We start from the raw sequence: 17,999 nt of genomic DNA, 5'->3' as shown, positions 1-17,999 counted from the left end.
TTGAACAGAAAATGACCAGCGGCGCCTTGTGTTCCTTGTACTTCAGCCAGACTGGGCAAGACTTCTTTTTCGCTCACTCAACGCCTGAATCAACGAGGACTCTCTCATGAATCTTCAGGAACTCACGGCTCACGCCAGTGCCGGCCACATCGACGAACTCAACCTTATCTCCATGGAAGGCGGCATTTACCTGCTCGAAGCGCGCATGCATGGCGCTGCGCATCCGCTGAACGATGCCCAGGGAAAAACCCTGCACCTGCGCTCGGTCGAACACGCCAGGGACGTGCTGCAATCGGTCTCGCGTATGCCATTCAATCTGGTGCACGCCGTGGTTCACGACGAGATGTGTGGCATCCGCGACACCGAGGAACAGGTCGTGCGCGTTCCCATCTCTATTCGCTCGGCCTGGTAGCGGCGGGTTGGCTGCCTAGGGTGCGGAGGGCAGATGTGCTAGGCTGCTCGGCCTTTTAGTTCAGGGCGCCTGCGGGCGTTCATCAAGCGGAGCAGCAGCATGTCCGAAGTCAATCTGTCCACCGACGAAACCCGCGTCAGCTACGGCATTGGCCGCCAACTGGGCGACCAACTGCGTGACAACCCGCCACCGGGCGTCAATCTGGACGCCATCCTGGCCGGTCTGACCGATGCGTTCGCTGGTCAGCCAAGCCGTGTCAGCCAGGAAGAAATGGCGGCCAGCTTCAAAGTCATTCGTGAAATCATGCAAGCTGAAGCCGCCGCAAAAGCCGAAGCCGCTGCAGGCGCTGGCAAGGAATACCTGGCCGAAAACGCCAAGCGTGAAGGCGTCACTACGCTGGATTCCGGTTTGCAGTTCGAAGTGATCACCCAAGGCGATGGCGCTCAGCCAACCCGCGAAAGCAACGTGCGTACTCATTACCACGGCATGCTGATCGACGGCACCGTCTTCGACAGCTCCTACGATCGTGGCGAGCCGGCCGAATTCCCGGTTGGCGGCGTGATCGCTGGCTGGACCGAAGCCCTGCAACTGATGAAAGCCGGCAGCAAATGGCGCCTGCACGTGCCGAGCGAACTGGCTTACGGCGCTCAAGGCGTTGGCAGCATCCCGCCGCACAGCGTGCTGGTGTTCGACGTCGAACTGCTCGACGTCCTCTAAAACAGCGGCAAGCTGCAAGTGTTGAGCTTCACGTTAAAAGCAGTGCGTCGTTGACTGGCCCTGATCGTACAGTCGACGACGAAAAGCTTGCGGCTTGTCGCTTGCCACTTGCAGCTGATCAGTGAAGTTCGCATGCCGGGCGCAACGCTCGGGCATAGCAGAACAGGAACAGGCTGCGCACCATCTCCTTTTGAATCCCCGGTTCGCATGAGCTGAGGCTGTTCACGTCCAGATCCCCTTGATCCCGCAGTTCATCCAGCGCGTCTTCCTCCAGCAGGGCACAAACCTCTCCGGTTTCGCGATGCAGGATGCGCAGGTAAGGGTGTGGCCGATCGAGCCATGCGTCGATCAGATAGGTCATGTCCGTTCTCCTTGAAATGTTTCAATGAGAATAATTCTTATCTGAAGAATAGCAAGGATCTATTTGAGATTAATTCCCATTTTGGTGGCGGGTGGATTCAGGGCATTCTTTCCGGCGAGCGGGAAATCTGTAGGAGTGAGCTTGCTCGCGATGGCGCTGAGTCCGTTGATGAATACGTGATTGGCATTCCCTATCGCGAGCAAGCTCACTCCTACAGGGATCTCTACCGGGCATGAAAAAGCCCGTCACGAGGACGGGCTTCTGGTGAGGCGGTGCGCGTGTCAGTGCGTGCGGGCGACGGCGAATTCGCTCAGTTCGATCAGCGCATCGCGGTAATCGCTGGCAGGCAGCACGTCCAGGCAAGCGATGGCACGGGCGACGTAATCGCGGGCCAGTTGCGCGGTGTAGTCCAGCGAGCCGGACTTCTCGACCGCTTCACGAATGGCGTCCAGGTCTTCCAGGCCGCCTTTCTGAATCGCCTTGCGCACCAATGCTGCTTGCTCGGGCGTGCCTTCGCGCATGGTGTAGATCAGGGGCAGGGTCGGTTTGCCTTCTGCCAGGTCGTCACCAATGTTCTTGCCCATAGTCTCGGCGTCGCCGCGGTAGTCGAGCAGGTCGTCGACCAACTGGAACGCGATGCCCAGATGATCACCGAATGTGCGCAACGCTTCACTCTGGTCATGGTTTGCATTGGCCAGGGCGGCGGCGCTGTGGGTCGAGGCTTCGAACAACATGGCCGTCTTGCCGCGAATCACTTCCATGTAGGTTTCTTCGGTGGTGCTGGCGTCCCGAACCTTGGACAGTTGCAACACTTCGCCTTCCGCAATGACGCGAGTGGCTTTCGAAAGGATCTTCATGACCGGCATCGAACCCAGCTCGACCATCATTTCGAACGAGCGGGAATAAAGGAAGTCGCCGACCAGAACGCTGGGTGCGTTGCCCCACATGGCGTTGGCGGTCGAACGGCCACGGCGCATGCCGGACATGTCAACGACGTCGTCGTGCAACAGGGTCGCGGTGTGCAGGAATTCGATGGTCGCCGCCAGCAGGCGCAGGTTGTCGCCACCGCTGCCGAGCGCCTTGCCGCACAGGAGCACCAACAACGGACGCAGACGTTTGCCGCCAGCTGAGGTAATGTAGTCGCCGATTTTCGAGACCAGCGGCACGCGCGATGTCAGCTGCTTCTTGATAATGTGGTCGACGGCTGTAAAGTCGTCCGCCACAGCGCGGTAGAAGGCTTGGGGTTGCATCAGCGAGACGTGCTCCAGAAGGGTTGCGCGGCATGCTAGGTCGCAGGCCCCACCCTGTCAAGGCGTGACGTAACGCCGCTTGCAAGGCGTTCGCGGCTTGCGTACAATCGCGCACCCTAACTTTCCTGGGCAGCACCTGCCTTACGCAATTGCATGACGAGCCTTTCCAGCCCCATGCAGCCATGCCAGCCGATACTCTTCTTATAAAGCGCTGGGTGAGCAGGATTTTCGGAGAAATACCATGTCGTACGCAGTAATCGTTACCGGTGGCAAGCAGTACAAAGTCGCCCCAGGTGAATACCTGAAAATTGAAAAGCTGGAAGTCGCTACTGGCGAAACCGTGACCTTCGACCGCGTTCTGCTGGTTGCCAACGGTGACGACGTCAATATCGGTGCTCCAGTTGTTGCCGGTGCTACCGTTGTGGCTGAAGTGATCTCCCAAGGTCGTCACGATAAAGTCCGCATCATCAAGTTCCGTCGCCGTAAGCACCACATGAAGCGTATGGGCCACCGCCAGTGGTTCACCGAGATCAAAATCACCGGTATCCAGGCCTGAATTTCAGCCTGATACCCTAATAGGAGTATTGAACTCATGGCACACAAAAAAGCTGGTGGTAGTACCCGTAACGGTCGCGACTCAGAAGCCAAACGTCTTGGCGTCAAGATGTACGGTGGCCAGGTAATCATTCCGGGCAACATCATCGTGCGTCAGCGCGGCACCCAATTCCACGCTGGTTACGGCGTTGGCATGGGCAAAGATCACACTCTGTTCGCTAAAGTCGAAGGCGTGATCAAGTTCGAAGTCAAAGGCGCCTTCGGTCGTCGCTATGTAAGCATCGTGCCTAAGGCTCAAGCCGCGGCATAATCTTGCAGTCTCGGGTGGTTCGGGTGCGTTCTCGCGCTCACGCTATCCGAGCAAAAAAGCCCTGTCGATGACAGGGCTTTTTCGTTTGTAGAAGCTTTGGTTTTTGGTGAGTCTCTTGCAAAGCTGTTTGTGTGGGCCGTTGTGGTGTGAAGTCGCTGGTTTTTGATCGGTATCGCAACGCTCATCTTTGCAAGAGCCTTATGAATTTATGTTGTTTGCTCGTCTTTGTGACGGGAGGCGTGCGTTATGAAATTTGTTGATGAAGTATCCATTCGGGTGAAGGCCGGTGACGGCGGCAACGGTTGCATGAGCTTCCGTCGCGAAAAATTCATCGAAAACGGTGGTCCCAACGGTGGTGATGGCGGTGATGGCGGCTCGATCTACATGATCGCCGACGAAAACCTCAACACCCTGGTCGACTATCGCTATACCCGTCATTTTGATGCCGAGCGTGGTTCGAACGGCGGCAGCACGGATTGCACCGGCCGCAAGGGTGAAGATCTGGTCCTGCGCGTTCCGGTCGGCACCACTGTGATCGACGCCAGCACCCAGGAAATCATCGGTGACTTGACCAAAGCCGGTCAGCGCCTGTTGGTGGCTCATGGCGGCTGGCACGGTCTGGGCAACACCCGCTTCAAATCCAGTACCAACCGTGCACCGCGTCAAACGACGCCGGGCAAGCCGGGTGAGCAGCGTGACCTGAAGCTGGAAATGAAAGTGCTGGCGGACGTCGGTCTGCTGGGCTTGCCGAACGCGGGCAAGAGCACCTTCATTCGTTCGGTATCGGCTGCCAAGCCGAAAGTCGCCGACTACCCCTTCACCACGCTGGTGCCGAACCTGGGCGTGGTCAGTGTTGACCGCTGGAAGAGCTTCGTCGTCGCCGACATCCCGGGCCTGATCGAAGGCGCATCCGATGGCGCGGGTCTTGGCATTCGCTTCCTCAAGCACTTGGCGCGTACTCGCCTGCTGCTGCACCTCGTCGACATGGCGCCGCTGGATGAAAGTGATCCTGCCGATGCGGCGGAAGTGATCGTCAACGAACTGGTCAAGTTCAGCCCGGCGCTGTCGGATCGCGATCGCTGGCTGGTGCTGAACAAGTGCGACATGCTGTCGGAAGATCAGCATGAAGCGGTCAAGGCGCAGATCGTCGAGCGTCTGAACTGGACCGGCCCGGTGTACATGATCGCGGCGATTGCCAAGCAGGGTACCGAGCGTCTGAGTCACGACATCATGCGTTATCTGGAGGATCGCGCTGATCGTCTGGCCAATGACCCGGCCTATGCCGAAGAGCTGGCAGAGCTGGATCAGCGCATTGAAGACGAGGCCCGCGCACAGTTGCAGGCGCTGGACGACAAGCGTGCACTGCGCCGCAGTGGCGTCAAAAGCGTGCATGATATGGGCGATGATGATTGGGATGAAGATTTCGAGGACGATGAAGACGGTCCGGAAATCATTTACGTCCGTGAGTGATCGACTGAAGTAAACTACAACGCCGCTGAAATCAGCGGCGTTTTAGTATCTTGGATTTGTACTCTCTGGCTTAAGGTTGAAAGATCATGCGGAGCAAGGTGACAGGTGCCCAGCGTTGGGTTGTGAAGATCGGAAGTGCGCTGCTGACGGCGGACGGCAAGGGTCTTGATCGCAACGCGATGGGTGTTTGGGTCGAGCAGATGGTGGCGCTGCATGAAGCGGGCGTCGAGCTGGTTCTGGTTTCGTCTGGCGCGGTAGCGGCCGGGATGAGTCGACTGGGCTGGGCTGCGCGACCGAGTGCCATGCATGAGCTTCAAGCGGCGGCGGCGATTGGTCAGATGGGTCTGGTACAGGCCTGGGAATCGAGCTTCGCTGAGCATGACCGTCATACCGCGCAAATTCTGCTGACCCATGACGACCTGTCCGACCGCAAGCGCTACCTTAATGCGCGGAGCACCCTGCGCACGCTGGTCGAACTGGGTGTTGTGCCGGTCATCAACGAAAACGACACGGTCGTGACCGACGAAATCCGCTTCGGTGACAACGACACGCTGGCGGCGCTGGTGGCCAACCTCGTCGAAGCCGATCTGCTGGTCATTCTCACGGATCGTGACGGCATGTTCGACGCCGACCCGCGCAATAACCCTGAAGCCCAATTGATCTACGAAGCCCGTGCCGATGATCCGGCGCTGGATGCCGTAGCGGGCGGTACGGGCGGGGCGCTGGGGCGCGGTGGCATGCAGACGAAGCTGCGTGCGGCGCGTCTGGCGGCGCGTTCGGGTGCGCACACGGTGATCGTCGGTGGCCGCATCGAGCGCGTGCTGGCACGCCTCAAGGCGGGCGAGCGGTTGGGTACGCTGCTGTCGCCCGAGCGGGAGATGTTGGCGGCGCGCAAGCAGTGGCTGGCGGGGCATTTGCAGACTCGCGGCACGCTGGTGCTGGATGATGGAGCGGTCAAGGCCCTCACTGAAAGCCACAAGAGCCTGCTGCCTGTAGGGGTGAAGGTGGTGCAGGGCAGTTTCCGCCGTGGCGAGATGGTCGTGTGTGTTGCGGCGGACGGTCGCGAAGTCGCTCGCGGGCTGAGCAACTACAGCGCGCTTGAAGCGCAGAAGATTATCGGTCTGTCCTCCGACTCCATCGTGAAGGAGTTGGGTTATATAGCTGAGCCTGAGTTGGTTCATCGCGACAACCTGATTCTGGTGTGAGTCAGGCTCTCTGAACAGGAAGCTGCAATGGGATTCGTAAAAGGAATGCTGGGTGCGCTGCTGATGTTGCCCGTGCTGGCGTCGGCTGAAGAGATTGGTCAGGTTTCGACGGTGTTCAAATTCGTCGGCCCCAATGACCGGATTGTGGTCGAGGCGTTTGACGATCCCAAGGTCGATGGCGTGACCTGCTATCTGTCGCGCGCCAAGACGGGTGGGCTGAAGGGTGGGTTAGGGTTGGCAGAGGACCGCGCGGAAGCGTCGATTGCCTGTCGCCAGGTTGGGCCTATCCACTTCAAGGGTGAGCTCAAGGATGGCGATGAGGTGTTCAAGGAGCGCACATCGCTGGTGTTCAAGACCATGCAAGTCGTGCGTTTCCTCGACAAGAAGCGGAATACGCTGGTGTATCTGGTCTATAGCGATCGTGTGATTGAGGGCAGCCCCCAGAATGCGGTGACCGCGATTCCGATCCTGCCCTGGGCGCCCGCGCCTGCACCCTGAGGGGATTGCGCCTACCGTGGTTTTGGAGAGGGCGTGCTGTCAAATCGCAGGCAATAAAAAACCGACCCTGAGGTCGGTTTTTTAACAAACAGTCGCTTAGGCTGCAGCTTGGTTCAGAGCCTTGACGTGACCGTTCAGGCGGCTCTTATGGCGAGCAGCTTTGTTCTTGTGGATGATGCCTTTATCGGCCATACGGTCGATAACTGGCACGGCCAGAACATAAGCAGCTTGCGCTTTAGCAGCGTCTTTGGCGTCGATGGCTTTCACTACGTTCTTGATGTAGGTACGAACCATTGAACGCAGGCTGGCGTTGTGGCTGCGACGCTTCTCAGCCTGTTTTGCACGTTTTTTGGCGGAAGGTGTGTTGGCCACCGTCGAGCTCCTCGAAAGACTTGGGAAATAGCTAACAAAATAGGCCGCGAATCATGCCGATGAGTTTGATGCTTGTCAAGGGCAGTTGATGCGTTCCGCTGAGTGGTCGCCGTGTGATGCCGAGGTGATTTCTTTCCGGCGTGCGACCTGTAAACTCGCGGGTTTTGGCTCAGTGCTGTTTTGCGGCGCGGAGTATCGCATAAATGGAACGCGCTATGGCGCTTCCTTTGGTCGGGCGCACAACCTTTCGATGAATCTACTCAAGTCACTCGCCGCCGTAAGCTCTATCACAATGCTTTCGCGGGTTCTGGGTTTTATCCGCGACACCATTATTGCCCGAGCTTTTGGGGCAGGAATGGCAACAGATGCCTTCTTCATCGCCTTCAAGTTGCCCAACCTTCTGCGCCGGATTTTCGCCGAGGGTGCGTTCTCTCAAGCGTTCGTCCCGATCCTTGCGGAATATAAAAGTCAGCAGGGAGAGGAGGCGACCCGCACATTTGTCGCTTATGTCACGGGATTGCTGACCCTGGCACTGGCTTTGGTAACGGTGCTGGGCATCCTATTCGCACCTTGGGTGATCTGGGCGACTGCGCCGGGCTTTGCCGACACGCCGGAAAAATTCCAGCTGACCTCCGATCTGCTGCGGGTGACCTTTCCTTATATATTGCTGATCTCGCTGTCGTCGCTGGCGGGGGCCATCCTCAACACCTGGAACCGGTTCTCCGTTCCGGCCTTCGTGCCGACGCTGCTTAACCTGGCGATGATCTTCTTCGCACTGTTCCTGACCCCGTATTTTCATCCGCCGGTCATGGCCTTAGGATGGGCCGTGCTGGCGGGCGGCTTGCTGCAGCTGCTGTATCAACTGCCGCACCTCAAGAAGATCGGCATGCTGGTACTGCCAAGACTGAACCTGAAGGACGCAGGCGTCTGGCGCGTGATGAAACAGATGCTGCCGGCGATGCTGGGTGTGTCGGTCAGTCAGATTTCCCTGATCATCAACACTATTTTCGCGTCGTTTCTGGCCGCCGGTTCGGTCTCGTGGATGTACTACGCCGACCGCCTGATGGAGTTGCCCTCGGGCGTGTTGGGTGTGGCGTTGGGGACGATCCTGCTGCCGATTCTTTCCAAGACGTACGCCAGCCGGGACCGTCAAGAGTATTCGCGCATTCTGGACTGGGGCCTGCGCCTGTGTTTCGTGCTGGTACTGCCTTGCACCCTGGCGCTGGGGCTGCTGTCCGAGCCGTTGACCATCTCGTTGTTCCAGTACGGCAAATTCGATGGCCACGATGCCGCAATGACTCAGCGTGCGCTGATCGGTTACGCCGTCGGGCTGCTTGGCATCATCGTGATCAAAGTGCTGGCCCCCGGCTTCTACGCTCAACAAAATATTCGCACGCCGGTGAAAATCGCTGTCTTCACCCTCATAGTGACTCAGGCGTTCAACGTTTTGTTCGTCTACGGCGTGCACTTGGCCCATGCGGGACTGGCGCTGGCGATCAGCATGGGAGCGTGTCTGAACGCGCTGCTTCTTTATTGGCAGCTGCGCAAACAGGATTTGTATCAGCCGCAGCCAGGCTGGCCGGTGTTTCTGGTCAAGCTAGCCGTGGCGGTTTCCGTGATGTCTGCGGTCCTGCTGGGCCTGATGCAGGTCATGCCGTCGTGGTCCGACGGGCAGATGCTCGAACGTTTCATCCGGTTGGGCGGGCTGGTTGCAGCCGGTGTCGTCGCTTATTTCGGGATGTTGCTGCTGTTGGGTTTTCGCCTCAAGGATTTCGCCCGCAAGGCGATCATGTAGGATCAATCGTCGGTTTTTGCCGGTTAACGCCGATTGTTGCTGTTTGGCTGAATGTGTCGCCTGTCGTTGACGGCAGTGTGTGGTTATAATCGGCCACTTTATGAGCAAGAAGCGCGTTATGCAGCTGGTTCGAGGCCTTCACAACTTGCGCCCCCAGCATCGGGGCTGCGTCGCCACCATTGGCAATTTCGACGGCGTTCATCGTGGTCACCAGGCTATCCTGGCGCGACTGCGCGAGCGCGCCGTGGAATTGAGCCTGCCCAGTTGCGTCGTGATTTTCGAGCCGCAGCCGCGTGAGTTCTTCGCGCCGGAGACGGCCCCCGCGCGCCTGGCTCGTCTACGAGACAAGCTTGATCTGCTGGCAGCCGAGGGCGTTGACCTGGTGCTTTGTCTGCCATTCAACCAGCGGCTGAGCAAATTGAGCGCTGCCGAGTTTGTCGACACCGTGTTGATCGGCGGTCTGAACGTCAAGCATCTGGAGGTCGGTGACGATTTCCGGTTTGGCTGCGACCGGGTAGGCGATTTCGCGTTCCTGCAAAAGGTCGGTGCCGAAAAAGGCTTCACGGTCGAAGCGGCGCAGACGGTAGAGATCGAAGGCGAACGCGTCAGCAGCACCAAGGTGCGTAATGCCCTGGCTGTCGGCGACTTTGCCCTTGCCGAACGTTTGCTTGGTCGTCCATTCGAGATCACCGGCCGTGTCCTGCATGGCCAGAAGCTGGCGCGTCAGTTGGGTACGCCCACTGCCAACGTGCAGCTCAAACGCCGCCGCGTGCCGTTGACCGGGGTTTACCTGGTCAGTGCGCACATCGACGGCAAGGTCTGGCCGGGTGTTGCCAATATTGGCGTGCGGCCAACCGTGGCGGGGGATGGACGCCCTCACCTTGAAATACATCTTCTGGATTTTGCCGGTGATATCTATGGCCGGCGCCTGACGGTGGTCTTCCACCAAAAGCTGCGTGATGAGCAGCGTTTCGCCTCGCTTGAGGCGCTTAAGACGGCGATCAATGCGGACGTCGCTGCCGCCCGTGCCCATTGGGGCATGGTCAACCGCTAACCTAGAGCCTGAAATGACCGATTACAAAGCCACGCTTAATCTTCCGGACACCGCCTTCCCGATGAAGGCCGGCCTGCCCCAGCGCGAGCCGCAAACTCTGCAGCGCTGGGACAGCATTGGCCTGTACCAGAAGCTGCGTGAAATTGGCAAGGATCGTCCAAAGTTCGTACTGCACGACGGTCCTCCGTATGCCAACGGCAATATTCACATCGGTCATGCGGTCAACAAGATTCTCAAGGACATGATCGTCCGTTCGAAGACGCTCTCGGGCTTTGACGCGCCTTACGTTCCGGGCTGGGACTGCCACGGCCTGCCGATCGAACACAAGGTCGAAGTCACCCACGGCAAGAACCTGCCCGCAGACAAGACCCGCGAACTGTGCCGTGCCTACGCTGCCGAGCAGATCGAAGGCCAGAAAGCCGAGTTCATTCGTCTGGGCGTGCTGGGCGATTGGGCCAACCCTTATCGCACCATGGACTTCGCCAACGAAGCCGGAGAAATCCGTGCGCTGGCTGAAATGGTCAAGAACGGTTTCGTGTTCAAGGGGCTCAAGCCCGTGAACTGGTGCTTCGATTGCGGTTCGGCGCTGGCTGAAGCGGAAGTTGAATACCAGGACAAAAAGTCGTCGACCATCGACGTGGCCTTTCCGGCCGCCGATGCTGACAAGCTCGCTGCCGCCTTCGGCCTGTCGAGCCTGAGCAAACCTGCCGCTATCGTGATCTGGACCACCACCCCGTGGACCATTCCGGCGAACCAGGCGCTCAACGTTCACCCTGAATTCACTTACTCGCTGGTCGACACCGGCGAGCGTCTGCTCGTGCTGGCCGAAGAGTTGGTTGAAGCCAGCCTCAAACGCTGGAACCTCGAAGGCACAGTGCTGGCCACTGCGCCGGGCGCGGCGCTGGAGCTGATCAACTTCCGTCATCCGTTCTATGACCGTCTGTCTCCGGTTTACCTGGCTGACTACGTCGAGCTGGGCGCGGGCACGGGCGTGGTCCACTCCGCTCCGGCGTACGGCGAAGACGACTTCGTGACGTGCAAGCGTTACGGCATGACCAACGATGACATCCTGACCCCGGTTCAGAGCAATGGCGTGTACGCGCAGTCGCTGGAGTTCTTTGGCGGCCAGTTCATCTGGAAGGCCAACCCGGCCGTCGTCGAAAAGCTTCAGGAAGTCGGCGCGCTGCTGCACACCGAAACCATCACCCACAGCTACATGCACTGCTGGCGCCACAAGACTCCGCTGATCTACCGCGCCACCGCGCAGTGGTTCGTCGGAATGGACAAGCAGACTGTGTCGGGCGATACCCTGCGTAATCGCGCCGTCAAAGCCATCGAAGAGACCAAGTTCGTACCGACATGGGGGCAGGCTCGTCTGCACTCGATGATCGCCAATCGTCCTGACTGGTGCATTTCTCGTCAGCGCAACTGGGGCGTGCCGATCCCGTTCTTCCTGAACAAGGAAAGCGGCGAACTGCATCCACGCACCGTCGAACTGATGGAAGAAGTGGCCAAACGCGTCGAAAACGAAGGCATCGAAGCCTGGTTCAAGATGGACGCGGCTGAATTGCTGGGTGACGAAGCGCCGCAGTACGACAAAATTTCGGACACGCTGGACGTCTGGTTCGATTCGGGCACCACGCACTGGCACGTCCTGCGCGGCTCGCATCCGATGGGCCACGACCAGGGTCCACGCGCCGACCTGTACCTGGAAGGTTCCGACCAGCATCGCGGCTGGTTCCATTCGTCCCTGCTGACCGGCAGCGCCATCGATGGCCATGCTCCGTATCGCGAGCTGCTGACCCACGGCTTCACCGTGGACGAGAACGGTCGCAAGATGTCCAAATCCCTGGGCAACGTGATCGCGCCGCAGAAAGTGAATGACACGCTGGGCGCCGACATCATGCGTCTGTGGGTGTCGGCCACCGACTACTCGGGCGAGATGGCCGTTTCTGAAACCATCCTGCAACGCAGCGCTGACGCGTACCGTCGTATCCGTAACACGGCGCGTTTCCTCCTCTCCAACCTGAGCGGTTTCAACCCGGCCACTGACATCCTGCCGGCCGATGAAATGCTCGCGCTGGACCGTTGGGCCGTGGACCGCGCATTGCTGCTGCAACGCGAGCTCGAAGAGCATTACGGCGAATACCGTTTCTGGAATGTCTACTCGAAAGTGCACAACTTCTGCGTGCAGGAGCTGGGCGGTTTCTATCTGGACATCATCAAGGATCGCCAGTACACCACCGGCGCCAACAGCAAGGCCCGTCGTTCATGCCAGACTGCCCTGTTCCACATCTCCGAAGCGCTGGTGCGCTGGATCGCGCCGATCCTGGCGTTTACCGCTGACGAGCTGTGGCAATACATGCCGGGCGAGCGTAACGAGTCGGTCATGCTCAACACCTGGTACGAAGGCCTGAGCGAGTTGCCGGAAGGCTTCGAGCTGGACCGCGCCTACTGGGAGCGGGTCATGGCGGTCAAGACAGCCGTCAACAAAGAACTGGAGAACCAGCGTGCGGCAAAAGCCATCGGTGGCAACCTTCAGGCCGAAGTGACGCTGTACGCCGAAGATGACCTGACAGCAGACCTGAACAAACTGGGCGACGAGTTGCGCTTCGTGCTGATCACGTCCAAGGCCAGCGTAGCGCCGTTTGCCAGCGCACCTGCTGATGCCGTCGTGACTGAAGTCGCGGGCTTGAAGCTCAAAGTGGTCAAATCCGGCTACACCAAGTGCGCCCGTTGCTGGCACTTCCGTGAAGACGTTGGCGTGCACGCCGAGCATCCGGAAATCTGCGGTCGTTGTGTGGACAACATCAGCGGCGCGGGTGAGGTTCGTCACTATGCCTAATGCGTCGGCTGGCCGTCTGGGCCGCTTGAGCTGGCTGTGGTTGAGCGTGTTGGTGGTGGTCATTGACCAGGCCAGCAAGTTCTACTTCGAGAACGCGCTTACCCTTTATCAACAGATCGTGGTCATCCCCAGCTATTTCAGCTGGACCCTGGCCTACAACACCGGCGCGGCGTTCAGCTTTCTGGCCGACAGCTCCGGCTGGCAGCGCTGGCTGTTCGCCCTGATCGCGGTGGTGGTCAGTGCCGTGCTGGTGGTCTGGCTGAAGCGGTTGGGTCGCCACGAGACCTGGCTCGCGATTGCGCTGGCATTGGTGCTGGGTGGTGCACTGGGCAACCTGTATGACCGTATCGCGATCGGTCACGTCATCGACTTCGTGTTGGTGCACTGGGATACCCGCTGGTACTTCCCGGCCTTCAACTTTGCTGACAGCGCGATCACTGTCGGCGCGATCATGCTTGCTCTGGACATGTTCAAGAGCAAGAAAACCGGAGAACCCGTTCATGACTGAACACGCCATTCAAGAAACACGCATCGGTCAGAACACGGAAGTTACGCTGCATTTCGCTCTGCATCTGGAAGACGGAAACACCGTCGACAGCACCTTCGACAAAGCCCCGGCAACCTTCAAGGTCGGCGACGGTAACCTGCTGCCAGGTTTCGAGGCGCTGATTTTCGGCTTCAAGGCGGGTGACAAGCGCAAGGTCGAAGTGCCGCCGGAAAACGCTTTCGGTCAGCCCAACCCGCAGAACGTGCAGATCATGCCGCGCTCGCAGTTCCAGAACATGGAGCTCTCCGAGGGTTTGCTGGTGATCTTCAATGATGCGGCCAATACTGAATTGCCGGGTGTGGTGAAGACATTTGACGACGATCAGGTAACCGTCGACTTCAACCATCCGTTGTCGGGCAAGACGTTGACGTTCGAAGTCGAAATCCTTGAGGTGAAGGCGCTCTGAGCATTGCCAGAGCGTCCGGCCCCGACCCCGTTCGGGGCCTTTTCGTTTTTATGTTTCATTGCGCGTAGACACGAGGCACATCATGCAAATCAAACTCGCCAACCCACGTGGCTTCTGTGCCGGAGTGGACCGTGCGATCGAAATCGTCAATCGCGCGCTGGAAGTGTTTGGCCCGCCGATTTACGTGCGCCATGAAGTGGTTCATAACAAATTTGTCGTCGAAGACCTGCGCAGCCGTGGCGCGATCTTCGTCGAAGAGCTGGATCAAGTGCCGGACGACGTGATCGTCATCTTCAGTGCCCACGGGGTTTCCCAAGCCGTGCGCAGCGAAGCGGCGGGCCGTGGCTTGAAAGTCTTCGACGCCACTTGCCCACTGGTGACCAAGGTGCACATCGAAGTCGCTCGTTACAGCCGTGACGGCCGCGAGTGCATCCTGATCGGCCACGAAGGCCACCCGGAAGTCGAAGGCACCATGGGCCAATACGACGCCAGCAATGGTGGGGCGATTTATCTGGTCGAGGACGAAGAAGACGTTGCCAATCTGCAGGTGGTCAACCCGGAGAAACTGGCATTCGTGACCCAGACAACGTTGTCCATGGATGACACCAGCCGGGTGATCGACGCCCTGCGCGCGCGCTTTCCGGCCATTGGCGGTCCGCGCAAAGACGATATCTGTTACGCCACGCAAAACCGTCAGGATGCGGTCAAGCAACTGGCTGACGAATGCGACGTGGTGTTGGTGGTGGGCAGCCCGAACAGCTCCAACTCCAACCGTCTGCGCGAGTTGGCCGAGCGCATGGCGACCCCGGCTTACCTGATTGACGGTGCCGAAGACATGCAACGCAGCTGGTTCGATGGCGTTGAGCGCATTGGTATTACGGCCGGGGCGTCCGCACCCGAGGTGCTGGTGCGCGGCGTGATTCAGCAGTTGCAGGCCTGGGGGGCGGTAGGCGCGGATGAACTCTCGGGGCGCGAAGAAAACATTACGTTCTCGATGCCCAAGGAACTGCGGGTCAAACAGATTCAGTAAAACGGGTCAAGCGCAGGGTTCGGTGGTGAACCCGCTGCTGCGGAGCGTCACGCGCCCGGTGACGGCAATCGCGATCTGGTAGTGACTGGCGGCGGTCTCTTTCAGGCACACCCCCAGTGTGCCATTGGCGTTGTTGAGCAGCCTTCCCGAGCTGTCGAATCCTACGCGTCGGGACACCCGTCCGTTGCCCACCACCGTTACGTTCCGATGCCCGCTGCGTTCGGCCAATATCACCTCATCGTCATCCCGGAGCTGGTTACGGTTAGTGTCCACGAACACCTGCCAGCCTTCACCCCACGAGCGTTGCTGCGCCTGCATGATCACCGGCTGACTTCGTAGAATCGCCTCGACCCTGGCCAGACGCAGGCCGCTGACCAACTGTTGGGCAGTGTCGTGACGACGCTGTGAGTCCACCAGGGCGCTAAACGAGGGAGCGGCCAGCGCCGCCGCGATGCCGATCAACACCAGCCCAATCAGCAGCTCAATCAACGTCAGTCCTGCCTGCCGCATCGTCGTCTCTCCCTGACCCCATCGCGCCCTAGAAAACCCCCATTCCGGATGCCTGGCAAGTTCATCGATTGTCAGTTGCTGTGTCGGCAAACAGGCGTTACACACCCGTCGGGCAGCCTTCAAATGATCGGCTTCACTGGTGGCTGCGCACGAGTGATGGGGGTGTTCGATGAGTCGCGTTTCGAGGCAAACGGGTATGACGTTGATTGAGGTGCTGGTCGCGCTGTTGGTGCTGTCCATTGGTATTCTCGGCGCGGCGATCGTGCAACTCAACGCGCTGAAGCAGACTGACAGCGCGATGCGCAGCAGCCAGGCCAGCTTTGTCGTCAACGACCTGTTCGAGCGGGTCCGCGCCAATTCCGATGTTGATTACGGTCTGGGTTCACTCAGCCAAGCCCCCGGTTCGGGCAACCTCAATAACCCCCGTGATCAGGATTTGTTTGATTTTGCCGATCAGTTGCGCCGCATGCTGGGAGACGATGTCGAGGCAACTGTCGTCCACGCCGGCGCCCGACTAAGGGTCGCGGTGGACTGGAATGATTCGCGAGCCCAAGGCGAAGGCGCAGTGCGACGCACCTTGAGTCTGGACAGTTTGATCCGACCCGCTCGGAGCGTAGGACCATGATCACCCACTCCAAAGGATTTGGGCTGGTCGAAATCATGCTGGCGCTGTTGATCAGTCTGGTGATGTCCTTGGCGTTGGCGCAAATATTCACCACCGCCAAAAGCACGAACCTCAGTCAGAACGCGTCCGCCAGCCTGCAGGAAGACGCCCGTTTCGTTCTCGCCAAAATGGTCCGGGAGATTCGCTTGGCGGGGATGTTCGGCTGTTTAGGTCGCGTGCAGGATTCCAGTGTCGGCGGCGGGTTTTCCAACGCTTTCAACGCCCCCGTTCAGTGGGACGCCCGGCAGAAATCCCTTACGGTGATGACCGCTCCCGTGGGCGCGGATAGCCCGTGGCATGAGTGGATCGTGCACACCGACTGCCTCACCTCGGCCACGGCATGGTCCCGCGGCCATGGCCCGTCGCTTCAGGCAGGGGAAATCGCGTTGCCGGTTCAGCGGCATGTGTATCGACTCAACGAACAGCGCCACGAGCTGACCCTTGATGGTCAACCATTGCTGAGCAACATTCGAGCGTTCAGCGTGCTGTTCGGCGTGGCGGACTCGGTGAGTGAGCCGGGTATCGCTCGCTATACCCATCAGCCTGACCCCGCACGCATTCGCAGCGTGCGCCTGACGTTAACCCTGTTCGATCCCGCTGACCGGACGCAGGAGCAGACCTTCAATCTGGTGGCTGCTATTCGCAACCGCCTCGGCTAAGGAACGGGCCATGAACACACAGCGCGGAGTGGTGTTAATCGTCAGCCTGGTCTTCCTGCTCCTGCTGACATTGTTGGGGACGTCGTCCATGCAGAACGCCACGCTGCAGGAAAAAGTCGCAGGTGGCCTGGCATTGCGCGATGCCTCATTTCAAGCGGCAGAGGCGGTGTTGCGAACAGCCGAGGCGAGCGTGCTGGCGCCCGGATTCTCGCAGCCCGAATGCCCTACGCCCGCCGGCTGTCTACCACCCCCGGAAGCATTGACGCTGTTGGCCGCCGGTGAAGGGGGGGCATCCGGGGTGAGATGGATTGCTAGCCAAGGTGGCTTCTTCGGCATCCAGCATCTCGGCGAAACCGAAGACCCCATCGGCATGCCGCCCCCCGATCAACCCCAAAAACTCTACCGTGTCACGGCCATCGGTTTGCACGGCACCTCACGAACCGTACTGGAAAGCGTCCACACCCACCAGCGCCGCATCCTGTGGCGCCAACGGCAATGAAGGGCGCACGAATGACCGAACGAGGCTTCACCCTGATCGAACTGCTGATCGCCGTCGCCCTGATCGCGATACTAGCCGCCATCGCCTACCCGTCCTACACCGAACACCTGCGCAAAACCCGTCGCGCCGAAATCGCCGCCTTGTTGATAGAAGAAGCCCATGCGCTGGAACGGTTTTATTCACGAGCAGGGCAATACACCAACACCCAAGGCCCTCCGGTGCGGGAGCATGAGGTGTCGGTGGGAAATGGGTTTTATGCGATTGAGGCTGAGCGTTCGGAGCAGGGGTTCAAATTGGTGGCGACCCCGATGGCCGAGACGCTGATGGCGGGGGATAAGTGTGGCGGGTTTGTGCTGGAGAACACTGGCAAACGCGACAATGTGGGGGTGTCGGGGGATGCCAGTGTGCAGGGGTGTTGGGGGCGGTGATGTTATTTCCAGCATTCAGCGGTGGTTGGGGTTTTGGTTCCCGCCTGATTGATCGTCAAGGTCCCGCAGCTATCGGTCTGTTGGGTCCCCTGCGGTGCAACGGAAAACGTGTATGAGGTCGGCGTGCTAACGACCGAAAGGCTGTATTTACCGGTAGCTGATGCCGCCGTGAGGCCGATTTTGCTGATATCCGCGCCTATGTCATAGCTATTGTTCTGCGCGTAATAACGCTCGATGCGTGCTGTAGCTTCGCTTAGCAATGCTGTCCCTTCTGACCGGTATCCCCGTTTCACATAGTTGGTATACGACGGATAGGCAATCGCTGCCAGAATCGCAACGATCGCCACCGTAATCATCAGCTCAATAAGGGTAAAACCGCGTTCTTTGGAAAGTCTGATAGTCATTTTCAACG

Annotated in this window: 23 protein-coding genes; 17 read left to right on the top strand and 6 right to left on the bottom strand. The window is 59.3% G+C overall.

The window, feature by feature from the left end; translation table 11 throughout:
- Window positions 1-106: 106 nt before the first annotated feature.
- Window positions 107-412: a DUF6482 family protein gene (locus tag AAEO81_RS27130; protein ID WP_341960106.1), complete on the top strand. Its 306-nt coding sequence runs from the start codon at window positions 107-109 to the stop codon at window positions 410-412.
- Between the two features lie 99 nt (window positions 413-511).
- Window positions 512-1,129: an FKBP-type peptidyl-prolyl cis-trans isomerase gene (locus tag AAEO81_RS27125; RefSeq protein WP_166598369.1), complete on the top strand. Its 618-nt coding sequence runs from the start codon at window positions 512-514 to the stop codon at window positions 1,127-1,129.
- Window positions 1,130-1,247: 118 nt separating this feature from the next.
- Here the strand turns inward: AAEO81_RS27125 and AAEO81_RS27120 are convergent, their stop codons facing one another.
- The gene (locus tag AAEO81_RS27120) at window positions 1,248-1,490 is read right to left on the bottom strand and encodes a hypothetical protein (protein WP_341960105.1); all 243 of its coding nucleotides are present in this window, start codon (window positions 1,488-1,490) and stop codon (window positions 1,248-1,250) included.
- A gap of 281 nt (window positions 1,491-1,771) precedes the next feature.
- Complete coding sequence (locus AAEO81_RS27115) at window positions 1,772-2,740, bottom strand: polyprenyl synthetase family protein (protein ID WP_341960103.1); 969 nt, start codon at window positions 2,738-2,740, stop codon at window positions 1,772-1,774.
- A gap of 241 nt (window positions 2,741-2,981) precedes the next feature.
- On the opposite strand from AAEO81_RS27115, the gene rplU reads away from it, so the two are divergent.
- The 5 genes from rplU to AAEO81_RS27090 all read left to right on the top strand — a co-directional run bounded on the left by rplU (window position 2,982) and on the right by AAEO81_RS27090 (window position 6,778).
- Window positions 2,982-3,296, top strand: coding sequence for a 50S ribosomal protein L21 (rplU, locus tag AAEO81_RS27110; RefSeq protein ID WP_093464734.1), 315 nt, complete (start codon window positions 2,982-2,984; stop codon window positions 3,294-3,296).
- 36 nt (window positions 3,297-3,332) lie between these two features.
- Complete coding sequence (rpmA, locus tag AAEO81_RS27105) at window positions 3,333-3,605, top strand: 50S ribosomal protein L27 (RefSeq protein WP_166598372.1); 273 nt, start codon at window positions 3,333-3,335, stop codon at window positions 3,603-3,605.
- Between the two features lie 246 nt (window positions 3,606-3,851).
- Entirely contained in the window at window positions 3,852-5,075 is a 1,224-nt protein-coding gene (cgtA, locus tag AAEO81_RS27100; protein WP_166598373.1) for an Obg family GTPase CgtA, read from the top strand.
- A gap of 86 nt (window positions 5,076-5,161) precedes the next feature.
- Entirely contained in the window at window positions 5,162-6,280 is a 1,119-nt protein-coding gene (gene proB, locus AAEO81_RS27095) for a glutamate 5-kinase (RefSeq protein ID WP_166598374.1), read from the top strand.
- 27 nt (window positions 6,281-6,307) lie between these two features.
- The gene (locus AAEO81_RS27090) at window positions 6,308-6,778 is read left to right on the top strand and encodes a CreA family protein (protein ID WP_341960099.1); all 471 of its coding nucleotides are present in this window, start codon (window positions 6,308-6,310) and stop codon (window positions 6,776-6,778) included.
- A 96-nt stretch (window positions 6,779-6,874) separates the two neighbouring features.
- Here AAEO81_RS27090 and rpsT read toward each other — a convergent pair whose 3' ends face one another.
- Window positions 6,875-7,150, bottom strand: a complete 276-nt coding sequence (gene rpsT, locus AAEO81_RS27085) for a 30S ribosomal protein S20 (RefSeq protein ID WP_166598376.1) — start codon at window positions 7,148-7,150, stop codon at window positions 6,875-6,877.
- A 250-nt stretch (window positions 7,151-7,400) separates the two neighbouring features.
- On the opposite strand from rpsT, the gene murJ reads away from it, so the two are divergent.
- Window positions 7,401-8,945 (top strand): murein biosynthesis integral membrane protein MurJ, encoded by a 1,545-nt coding sequence (gene murJ, locus AAEO81_RS27080; RefSeq protein WP_341960097.1) that lies wholly within the window; start codon window positions 7,401-7,403, stop codon window positions 8,943-8,945.
- On the opposite strand, the gene AAEO81_RS27075 is transcribed toward murJ, so the two are convergent.
- A complete protein-coding gene (locus AAEO81_RS27075) occupies window positions 8,938-9,156 on the bottom strand; it encodes a hypothetical protein (RefSeq protein WP_166598341.1) in 219 nt (72 codons plus the stop codon). The two genes, murJ and AAEO81_RS27075, sit on opposite strands and share 8 nt — an antisense overlap.
- On the opposite strand from AAEO81_RS27075, the gene ribF reads away from it, so the two are divergent.
- From ribF to ispH, 5 genes are all read left to right on the top strand, one after another.
- Entirely contained in the window at window positions 9,064-9,999 is a 936-nt protein-coding gene (gene ribF / locus AAEO81_RS27070; RefSeq protein ID WP_341960095.1) for a bifunctional riboflavin kinase/FAD synthetase, read from the top strand. The genes AAEO81_RS27075 and ribF overlap by 93 nt on opposite strands.
- Before the next feature lie 13 nt (window positions 10,000-10,012).
- Window positions 10,013-12,844 carry an isoleucine--tRNA ligase gene (gene ileS / locus AAEO81_RS27065; RefSeq protein ID WP_341960093.1) on the top strand — a complete coding sequence of 944 codons (2,832 nt, stop codon included), beginning with the start codon at window positions 10,013-10,015 and terminating at the stop codon, window positions 12,842-12,844.
- Window positions 12,837-13,352 (top strand): signal peptidase II, encoded by a 516-nt coding sequence (lspA, locus tag AAEO81_RS27060; protein WP_341960091.1) that lies wholly within the window; start codon window positions 12,837-12,839, stop codon window positions 13,350-13,352. The genes ileS and lspA overlap by 8 nt, the downstream gene beginning before the upstream one ends.
- Window positions 13,345-13,797, top strand: a complete 453-nt coding sequence (gene fkpB / locus AAEO81_RS27055) for an FKBP-type peptidyl-prolyl cis-trans isomerase (protein WP_341960089.1) — start codon at window positions 13,345-13,347, stop codon at window positions 13,795-13,797. Before lspA ends, fkpB begins: the two co-directional genes overlap by 8 nt.
- An 82-nt stretch (window positions 13,798-13,879) precedes the next feature.
- A complete protein-coding gene (gene ispH / locus AAEO81_RS27050; protein ID WP_341960087.1) occupies window positions 13,880-14,827 on the top strand; it encodes a 4-hydroxy-3-methylbut-2-enyl diphosphate reductase in 948 nt (315 codons plus the stop codon).
- 6 nt (window positions 14,828-14,833) lie between these two features.
- On the opposite strand, the gene AAEO81_RS27045 is transcribed toward ispH, so the two are convergent.
- Window positions 14,834-15,337 carry a GspH/FimT family pseudopilin gene (locus tag AAEO81_RS27045; RefSeq protein WP_341960085.1) on the bottom strand — a complete coding sequence of 168 codons (504 nt, stop codon included), beginning with the start codon at window positions 15,335-15,337 and terminating at the stop codon, window positions 14,834-14,836.
- Between the two features lie 196 nt (window positions 15,338-15,533).
- On the opposite strand from AAEO81_RS27045, the gene pilV reads away from it, so the two are divergent.
- Genes pilV through AAEO81_RS27025 form a run of 4 tightly spaced genes read left to right on the top strand, consistent with a single transcriptional unit; the run spans window position 15,534 to window position 17,587 of the window.
- On the top strand, window positions 15,534-15,962 hold the full coding sequence (pilV, locus tag AAEO81_RS27040) for a type IV pilus modification protein PilV (protein WP_341960083.1): 429 nt from the start codon (window positions 15,534-15,536) through the stop codon (window positions 15,960-15,962).
- Window positions 15,959-16,660 carry a pilus assembly protein PilW gene (locus AAEO81_RS27035; RefSeq protein WP_341960081.1) on the top strand — a complete coding sequence of 234 codons (702 nt, stop codon included), beginning with the start codon at window positions 15,959-15,961 and terminating at the stop codon, window positions 16,658-16,660. Before pilV ends, AAEO81_RS27035 begins: the two co-directional genes overlap by 4 nt.
- A gap of 10 nt (window positions 16,661-16,670) precedes the next feature.
- Complete coding sequence (locus AAEO81_RS27030; RefSeq protein WP_341960079.1) at window positions 16,671-17,159, top strand: PilX N-terminal domain-containing pilus assembly protein; 489 nt, start codon at window positions 16,671-16,673, stop codon at window positions 17,157-17,159.
- Between the two features lie 11 nt (window positions 17,160-17,170).
- The gene (locus AAEO81_RS27025; RefSeq protein WP_341960077.1) at window positions 17,171-17,587 is read left to right on the top strand and encodes a type IV pilin protein; all 417 of its coding nucleotides are present in this window, start codon (window positions 17,171-17,173) and stop codon (window positions 17,585-17,587) included.
- A gap of 2 nt (window positions 17,588-17,589) precedes the next feature.
- On the opposite strand, the gene AAEO81_RS27020 is transcribed toward AAEO81_RS27025, so the two are convergent.
- Window positions 17,590-17,991, bottom strand: coding sequence for a type IV pilin protein (locus tag AAEO81_RS27020; RefSeq protein WP_341964633.1), 402 nt, complete (start codon window positions 17,989-17,991; stop codon window positions 17,590-17,592).
- Between the last annotated feature and the right edge of the window lie 8 nt (window positions 17,992-17,999).

Origin of the sequence: Pseudomonas sp. RC10 (assembly GCF_038397775.1) — a bacterium.
Taxonomy (GTDB): Bacteria; Pseudomonadota; Gammaproteobacteria; order Pseudomonadales; family Pseudomonadaceae; genus Aquipseudomonas; species Aquipseudomonas bambusae.
This window is presented reverse-complemented; position numbering and strand designations above follow the sequence as displayed.